Origin of the sequence: Agreia sp., from assembly GCF_964263775.1 — a bacterium.
Classification (GTDB): domain Bacteria; phylum Actinomycetota; class Actinomycetes; order Actinomycetales; family Microbacteriaceae; genus Agreia.
This window is the reverse complement of record NZ_CAXVWM010000051.1, coordinates 1-8,197: the sequence shown is the minus strand read 5'-3', so window position 1 is coordinate 8,197 and position 8,197 is coordinate 1. Positions and strand designations below refer to the sequence as shown.

Here is an 8,197-nt window from a genome sequence, read left to right as displayed (position 1 = left end):
GCGCTTTCTGGTTTTTCCCCCCCCCCCCCAACACCACCGCCTGGGGTTGGGGTTGGGTTGGGCTGCCGCGGGGGGACCTCCCGCACGTGTTGGGGGCGGGCTGTTGGGGCGAGGGTTTTGGGCCCCGGTTTTTCCGGCGCCAAAACCGCCCGCGAAAGGCGGCAGCCCCCGGCCGCGGAAGGCTCTGCAACGCGAGTCCCGCGGCCCGCCATCTCGCTCATCTCTCAACAAGGAAGCTGCCCATGCCTCTCGTCGCCGGCGTCGACTCGTCTACTCAGAGCTGCAAGGTCGTCGTCCGCGACGCCGAAACCGGCGCGCTCGTTCGCACGGGTCGCGCGCCGCATCCGGAGGGCACCGAGGTCGATCCGGCCGCGTGGTGGCAGGCCCTGAACCAGGCGATCATCGCAGCTGGCGGGCTCGACGACGTCGACGCGCTGGCCGTGGCAGGCCAACAGCACGGCATGGTCGTTCTGGATGCCGACGGCCGGGTCATCCGCGACGCCCTGCTCTGGAACGACACCCGCTCGGCCACCGCCGCCGCCGAGCTGGTCGGCGAATTCGGTGCCGAGGAACTCCCGCGGCGCACCGGCAGCGTGCCCGTAGCGTCGTTCACCATCACGAAACTGCGCTGGCTGCACGACGTCGAGCCGCAGAACGCCGAGCGCGTCGCCGCCGTGGCCCTTCCCCACGACTGGCTCACGTGGCGATTGCGCGGCTACGGCCCCGTCGATGATGACACCAGCCCGCTCGGCCCTGTGCTTTCGGAGCTCACTACCGACCGCTCCGACGCGAGCGGCACCGGCTACTTCGACCCGAGTTCTGGCAATTACGACCGCGAGCTGCTCGTCGCCGCCCTCGGCCACGACTGTGTCCTCCCCCGCGTCCTCGGCCCCTCCGAGTCAGCGGGAGCCACTCCCGAGGGCGTCGTTCTCGGGCCGGGCGCCGGCGACAACGCGGGCGCCGCCCTCGGCCTGGGCGCCCGGGCGGGCGACGTCGTGGTGTCGATCGGCACGAGCGGCACCGTCTTCGCCGTGACCGACGGCCCCACCTCCGATCCGTCGGGCACCGTGGCCGGCTTCGCCGACGCCAGCGGGCTGTGGCTGCCACTCGTCGCGACCCTCAATGCTGCGCGCATCCTGGATGCGACGGCGCGGCTCCTCGGGGTCACCCACGACGAACTCGGCGCCCTGGCCCTCGCCGCCTCTCCGGGGTCGAACGGACTGGTACTGCAGCCCTACTTCGAGGGTGAACGCACGCCCAACCTGCCGGATGCCACAGCCACACTCTTCGGCATGACGCTCGCCTCGACCACGCGCGAAGGACTCGCGCGCGCGGCCATCGAAGGGCTGCTCTCTGGTCTGGCCGACGGCGTCGAGGCCGTCACCGCTCTCGGCGTGCGCGCAGAACGACTGCTCATCATCGGCGGAGCCGCTGTGAACCCGGCCGTGCAGGCGATCGCGGCCCAGGTCTTCGACCTGCCCGTGAGCATCCCGACGCCCGGCGAGTACGTGGCCGACGGGGCAGCCGCGCAGGCCGCCTGGGTGCTCACAGGAACCCGCCCGGCCTGGAAGGTGGCCACGATGGCGACGCCGGCCCCTGACTACCACCCGAAGATCCGCACCCAGTACGCCGCCCACGCGATCTGACCCCCCGCCCGTCGCGCCCGCCCGTCGCCCATCGCCCGTCGCCCGTCCGCCGTTCGCGGATGAGGAAGTTCTGCCGACACGCCGAGTTCTGCACCGGGAAACCACGGGGTGTCGCAGAAATTTCCTCATCCGCGAAGGTGAACTGGGTGCAGAAACGGCTCAGGCCGACCCGACGGGAGTCGGATCGGCCTGAGCGTGCGTGCTGTGACGCGAGTGCTACTTCGTGAGCGGCGACAGCTTCGGGTCGTTGGCGTACGCCTCGGCCGCGTTGGCCTTGGTCACGATGACCGGGTCGAGCAGGAAGGCCGGAACGACCTTCACGCCGTTGTCGTACGACTCGTCGTCGTTCGTGGTGGCGGGGCCACCGGCCTGGAGCTCGTCGACCATGGTGATCGCCTGAGCAACGAGGGCGCGGGTGTCCTTGTTGATCGTCGAGTACTGCTCGCCCGCGATGATGGACTTCACGGACTCAACCTCGGAGTCCTGACCGGTGACGACCGGGATCGGCTTGCCAGCGGCCTTGACCGAGGTGATGATGGCGCGAGCCAGCGTGTCGTTCGGGGAGAGGACTCCGTCGAGCGTCTGGGTGCTGTAGGTGCTCGTGATGAGCGAGTCCATGCGGCTCTGGGCGTTCTCTGCCTTCCAGCCGGCGGTCGCCGTCTGCTTGATGTCGGTCTGGCCCGAGCCGACGACGACGGTTCCGTCGTCGATGGCGGGCTGCAGGATGCTCATCGCGCCGTCGAAGAAGACCGCCGAGTTCGCGTCATCCGACGATCCCGAGAAGAGTTCGATGTTGTACGGACCCTCGGGCTTTGCAGCCTTCATGCCGTCGAGCAGGGCCTGGCCCTGGAGCTCGCCGACCTTGAAGTTGTCGTAGGCCACGTAGTAGTCGACGGCCTCGGTGTTGAGGATGAGACGGTCATACGCGATGACGACGGCGCCGGCATCGTGTGCGGCCTCGACCTGGGTCGAGAGCTGCGAACCATCGGCGGCACCGATGATGATGACCTTCGCGCCCTTGGTGACCATCGACTGGATCTGGCCCTGCTGGTCGGCGACGGTGCCGGATGCGGCGGCGTACTGAACGTCGCCCTTGTAGCCGGCCTCCTTGAGGCCGTCTTCGAACAGGCCACCGGCGAGAACCCAGTTCTCACTGGTCTTCGAGGGCAGTGCGACTCCGATGACGGAATCGGCGGCGAAACCCGACGACGCTCCCTCGGTGGAGGTCGTCGTGTCTCCGGCACGGCTGGAGCAGCCAGACAGCGCCAATGCTGCGACCGCAGCCACGGCTGCGGCGGTTAGTGCGACTTTACGCATTTTTATCACTTTCTTTTGTGTGGTGCAGGGATAGGTGGTGCAGGGGAAAAAAGCTAGTTGTTGGGGGTGACAGACGACGGCCGGTTGGTCTCCGACGCACCGACGGTGGGCTCGAGGGCATTCGTGTCGCTCTGTACGCGCGGTACCGGCGGGGTCTCTACGGTCAGCCCACCGCCCGACGAGCGCTTACGGGTGAGGAATCCGGTGATCGACGGGCGACCCTGGCTCTTGTTGTAGACGTCGATGGCGACGGCGGCCAGCAGAACGAGGCCCTTGATGATCTGCACTCGGTCTGAGGGAACGCCGACGAGCTGCAGGCCGTTGTTCAGCACGGCCATCACCAGGCCACCGATGATCGAGCCGGTCACGGTTCCGACACCACCGGCGACCGCGGCGCCACCGATGAAGACGGCCGCGATCGCGTCGAGCTCCCAGTTCAAGCCGTCTTGCGGGCCGGATGCGGTGGAGCGGGCCACGAAGATCATGCCGGCGAGGGCCGCAAGCACCGACATGTTCATCATCACGAAGAAGTTCACCCGGCGGGAGTTGACGCCCGACAGCTCGGCGGCGTGCGAGTTGCCACCGACGGCGTAAATGTGGCGACCGAAGATCGTGTTGCGGGTGACGAACGAGTAGACCAGCACGAGAACGCCGAGGATGATGCCCGAGATCGGGAAGCTCGTGCCGACGCGGCCGGATGCGAACAGGAACGTGGCGTAGCCGGTGACGACCACAAGAACAGAGAGCTTGATCAGCGATACCCAGAGCGGGGCCATTTCGCTGCCCATCTCGGCCTGCGTGCGGCGAGCCGAGAATTCGCGCCAGATGACGGCCACGATCACGATGAGCCCGAGCAGCAGGGTGAGGTTGTTGAAGCCGGTGGCCGGTCCGACCTCGGGCAGGTAGCCGGCGCCGATGAACTGGAACTCCTTGGGCACGGCCACCGAGTTGGCGTTACCGATGAACTGGTTGCCGCCGCGGAAGATGAGCATGCCGGCCAGGGTGACGATGAAGGCGGGAACGCCGACATAGGCGACCCAAAAACCCTGCCACGCCCCGATCAGCGCACCGACCACAAGGCCGAGCAGCATTGCGACGGGCCACGGAACATTGAAGTTCTGCATCAACGACGCCACTACGATGCCCGCGAACGCCGCGACCGATCCGACCGACAGGTCGATGTGGCCGGCGATGATGACCATCACCATGCCGATCGCGAGGATCAGGATGTAGGAGTACTGGCTGACCAGGGCGATCAGGTTGCCGGGAGTGAGCGTGAGCCCCCCGGTCCACACCTGGAAGATGATGACGATGACGACCAGTGCGCCGAGGATTCCGAGCTGCTTCGCTCCGGATCCGCTGCCGAACATCTTGCCGAGGTCGCGGATGCCTCCGGACTTCTTGGGGGCTTCGGTTATTTGAGTCATCAGGAAAGAACCTTCTTCTTGGCGGAGGTCATGCTCTTCATGAGCGTTTCGGGGTTGGCCTCTGCGGCCGGGATGTCGTTGGTGATGGCACCCTCGAAGACCGTGTAGATGCGGTCGGAGATGCCGAGCAGCTCGGGGAGTTCGCTCGAGATGACGATCACGCCCTTGCCCTCGTCGGCGAGCTTCTGGATGATGCCGTAGATCTCGAACTTCGCTCCGACATCGATGCCGCGCGTCGGCTCGTCGAGGATGAGCAGATCGGGATCGGTGAACATCCACTTGGCCAGAACGACCTTCTGCTGGTTGCCGCCCGACAGCTTGCCGACGCCCTCATTGACCGTGGGGGTCTTGATGCGCAGGCTCTTGCGGTAGGCATCCGAGATCTCGTATTCCTTGACCTCGTCGACGACGTCGCGCTTCGAGATCTTCTTGAGCTTGGCCGAGACGGTGGAGCGCTTGATGTCGTCGAGAAGGTTGAGCCCGAGTACCTTGCGATCTTCACTCACGTACGCGAGGCCGTGGTCGATCGCGTCTCCGGCGTTCTTCAGGACGATCTCTTCGCCGTCTTTGATGATCGTTCCCGACACGAAGGTTCCGTAGGAACGGCCGAAGATGCTCATGGCGAGCTCGGTGCGGCCCGCGCCCATGAGCCCGGCGATTCCTACGATCTCGCCGCGACGCACGAACAGGCTCTCGTCTTTGCAGACGAGGCGGTCGGAGATGAGCGGGTGCTGCACAGTCCAGTTGCGTACCTCGAAGAAGACCTCGCCGATCTTCGGGGTGTGCTCGGGGAATCGGCTCTCGAGGTCGCGACCGACCATGCCGCGGATGATGCGGTCTTCGTTGACCCCGTCTTCTTTGACATTGAGCGTCTCGATACTGCGACCGTCGCGGATGATCGTGATGGAGTCGGCGACCTGCTCGATCTCGTTCAGCTTGTGCGAGATCATGATCGACGCGATGCCCTTGGACTTCAGGCCGCGGATCAGGTCGAGCAGGTGCTGCGAGTCGTTCTCGTTGAGCGCCGCCGTGGGCTCGTCGAGGATGAGCAGTTTGACGCTCTTGTTGAGCGCCTTGGCGATCTCGACCAGCTGCTGCTTGCCGACACCGATGTTCTTGATGAGCGAATCGGGGTCGTCTCGCAGTCCGACGCGGGCGAGCAGCTCGATGGCGCGCTTCTTGGCGTCTTTCCAGTCGATGACGCCGCTGCGACCGGGCTCGTTGCCGAGGAAGATGTTCTCGGTGATCGAGAGCTCGGGGATGAGCGCCAGCTCCTGGTGGATGATGACGATTCCCGCTTGCTCGCTCGACTTGATGTCGCGAAAGCGCACCTCGTTGCCCTGAAAGACGATGTCTCCCTCGTAGGTGCCGAAGGGGTAGACGCCCGAGAGAACCTTCATGAGGGTGGACTTGCCGGCACCGTTCTCGCCGCAGATCGCGTGGATCTCGCCGGCCTTGACCGTCAGCGACACGTCGGAGAGGGCCTTGACCCCGGGGAACTCCTTGGTGATGGATCGCATCTCGAGGATCGTGGGACTAGAAGACATTCATACGCTCCTTGAAAGACTCCGCTGTCGGACTCGAGGATTCGTGCAAAATCGCTCGCTTAGGTAGTAAACGCCCTCGACCCCCTTGTCGTCAAATAGTTAACGCAACGACTTGATAACGGGACGATCAGCGCGGGTGCACCCCGGGCTGCTGGAGCACGAGGGCGGCGGCGCCGAGGGCCTCCGCGCGGTCGCCGAGCGACGACATCCGGATGGCCGTGGTCTCGCCGACGATCGGCAGGGCGTTTCGCACGAGCCCGCGTTTCACGGGCTCGAGAATGAGGTCGCCGAGGGCCGTGAGGGGACCACCGATGAGCACGACCTCGGGGTTGATCATGTTGGCCATGTTGGCGATCGCGCGGCCCACGGCCATGCCTGCATCATCGAGCACGCGCAGCGTGGCGGGGTCGCCCTCGAGGCCGCGCCGAACGATGTCGGCCGTGGTCACCGGCACGGGCGACCCGCGGCCGAGCAGCTCGATCATGATCGAGATGGATGCCACGGTCTCGAGGCATCCCCGGTTGCCGCAGCGGCAGACGAGACCGTGGTCGGAGACCGGAGTGTGCCCGATTTCTCCGGTGATGCCGAGGTGGCCGCCGTAGGGCGCTCCGTTCAGGATGAGGCCCGAACCGATGCCCGACCCGATCTTGACGAACACGAGGTTGCGCACGCCCCGGTTCTCTCCCCAGGTGACCTCGGCCAGGGCGCCGAAGTTGGCGTCGTTGTCAATGATGACGGGAAACTCGAACCGTCGCTGGAGGTCGGTCAGTCCCACCCCCACCCATTCGGGGAGGATGGCGCCGATGACGACGGTGTTCGTGCGGCGGTCGATTGGACCAGGGATCCCGATGCCCACGCCCAGCACGTGGGAGCGATCGATCCCGTTCTCGATGAGCAGCCTGTCGAGCAGTTCGGCGCCCACGATGAGGCCGTCTTCAGCCGCGTAGCCGAGGGGCAGCGCCAGTGCCTCTTCGGCCCGCACCTCGTAGCCGAGACTCGTGATGACGATGCGCACGTGGCGACGCCCGAAGTCGACTCCCACCGCCACGGATCCGCTGTCGAGCAGTCGCACCGAGAGAGCCCGTCGGCCCGAACTCGTGACGGGCGAGGTGTCGACCAGTCCGTTCGACTCCATGTCTTTGACGATGTTCGAGACGGTCGCCGTGGAGAGCCCGGTGATGCGCGCGAGTTCGGCCTGCGTGGACGGGCCGCCCGTGAGGAGGGACTCGACGATGCGTTGCTGGTTCTGCTGTCGGAGTGCGCCCTGCGACCCGGGGTTTCTCGGGCGGCTCTTCACTGAGCGTGTTCGTGCGGGCATGTATGTAGGGTGCATCATCGTCGCCTTGTAGTCAAGAAGTTAACGCATAGCCTCGGTGGAATATGATCGGTCACGTCGTCGGTCGTGAGAGCGCGATCACCCGGTGGCTCAAATCGATTGCGCCAACCGATAATAGGCCGCGTTCCAGCGAAGCTCCTTCGCGAACTCCCGCAGATCGGTCGACGAGTCGATGACCATCAGCTCGATCTTCGCGATCTCGGCGAAATCCTGGATCACCTCGAGGCCGATCGCCGTGGACATCACGGTGTGGTGTGCGGCTCCGGCCGTGAGCCAGGCGGCCGCCGACGTCGGGAAGTTCGGCTCGGGCTTCCAGACGGCGCGCCCCACGGGCAGCTTCGGCAGCGGAGCCGTAGGCCGCACGACCTCGACGACGTTGGCCACGAGGCGAAACCGATCACGCATGTCCGACAGCGCCACGACGACGGCGGGGCCGGGATCCGCCGTGAAGACCAGGCGCACCGGGTCGTCTTTGCCGCCGATGCCGAGCGGGTGGATCTCGAGCGTGGGCCTCGCCGTGGTGAGAGACGGGCTCACCTCGAGCATGTGGGCGCCCAGGATGAGCTCCGCCCCGGGCGTCATGTCGTAGGTGTAGTCCTCCATGAGGCTGGCGCCGCCGGGCAGGCCCGCACCCATCACGTTGGCAGCCCGCACGAGCACGGCGGTCTTCCAGTCGCCCTCGGCGCCGAAGCCGTAGCCCTCCGCCATGAGGCGCTGCACGGCCAGGCCGGGAAGCTGCTTGAGTCCGCCCAGGTCTTCGAAGCTCGTGGTGAACGCGCCGAAGTCGCCGGCCTCCAGAAACGATCGCAAGCCCAGCTCGATGCGGGCGCCGTCGCGCAGCGACTCGTGGCGCTCACCCCCAACGCGGAGTTCGGGCACGACGTCGTAGAGCTCGTCGTACTCCGCCACGAGAGCATCGACAGC

The 8,197-nt window shown here is 66.1% G+C and carries 5 protein-coding genes and 1 pseudogene; 1 reads left to right on the top strand and 5 read right to left on the bottom strand.

What is annotated here, in order from left to right:
* The first annotated feature begins 242 nt into the window (after positions 1–242).
* Entirely contained in the window at positions 243–1,646 is a 1,404-nt protein-coding gene (locus tag ACE5CZ_RS04695; RefSeq protein WP_374946181.1) for a xylulokinase, read from the top strand.
* 216 nt (positions 1,647–1,862) lie between these two features.
* Here the strand turns inward: ACE5CZ_RS04695 and ACE5CZ_RS04690 are convergent, their stop codons facing one another.
* From ACE5CZ_RS04690 to ACE5CZ_RS04670, 5 genes and pseudogenes are all read right to left on the bottom strand, one after another.
* Positions 1,863–2,963: a substrate-binding domain-containing protein gene (locus ACE5CZ_RS04690; protein ID WP_374946180.1), complete on the bottom strand. Its 1,101-nt coding sequence runs from the start codon at positions 2,961–2,963 to the stop codon at positions 1,863–1,865.
* 53 nt (positions 2,964–3,016) lie between these two features.
* Positions 3,017–4,390: a multiple monosaccharide ABC transporter permease gene (mmsB, locus tag ACE5CZ_RS04685; RefSeq protein WP_374946179.1), complete on the bottom strand. Its 1,374-nt coding sequence runs from the start codon at positions 4,388–4,390 to the stop codon at positions 3,017–3,019.
* Positions 4,390–5,937 carry a multiple monosaccharide ABC transporter ATP-binding protein gene (gene mmsA, locus ACE5CZ_RS04680; protein WP_374946178.1) on the bottom strand — a complete coding sequence of 516 codons (1,548 nt, stop codon included), beginning with the start codon at positions 5,935–5,937 and terminating at the stop codon, positions 4,390–4,392. Before mmsA ends, mmsB begins: the two co-directional genes overlap by 1 nt.
* Positions 5,938–6,064: 127 nt before the next feature.
* Positions 6,065–7,255, bottom strand: coding sequence for an ROK family protein (locus tag ACE5CZ_RS04675; protein WP_374946177.1), 1,191 nt, complete (start codon positions 7,253–7,255; stop codon positions 6,065–6,067).
* Between the two features lie 108 nt (positions 7,256–7,363).
* Positions 7,364–8,197: pseudogene (locus ACE5CZ_RS04670) on the bottom strand (L-arabinose isomerase); the annotation flags it as partial.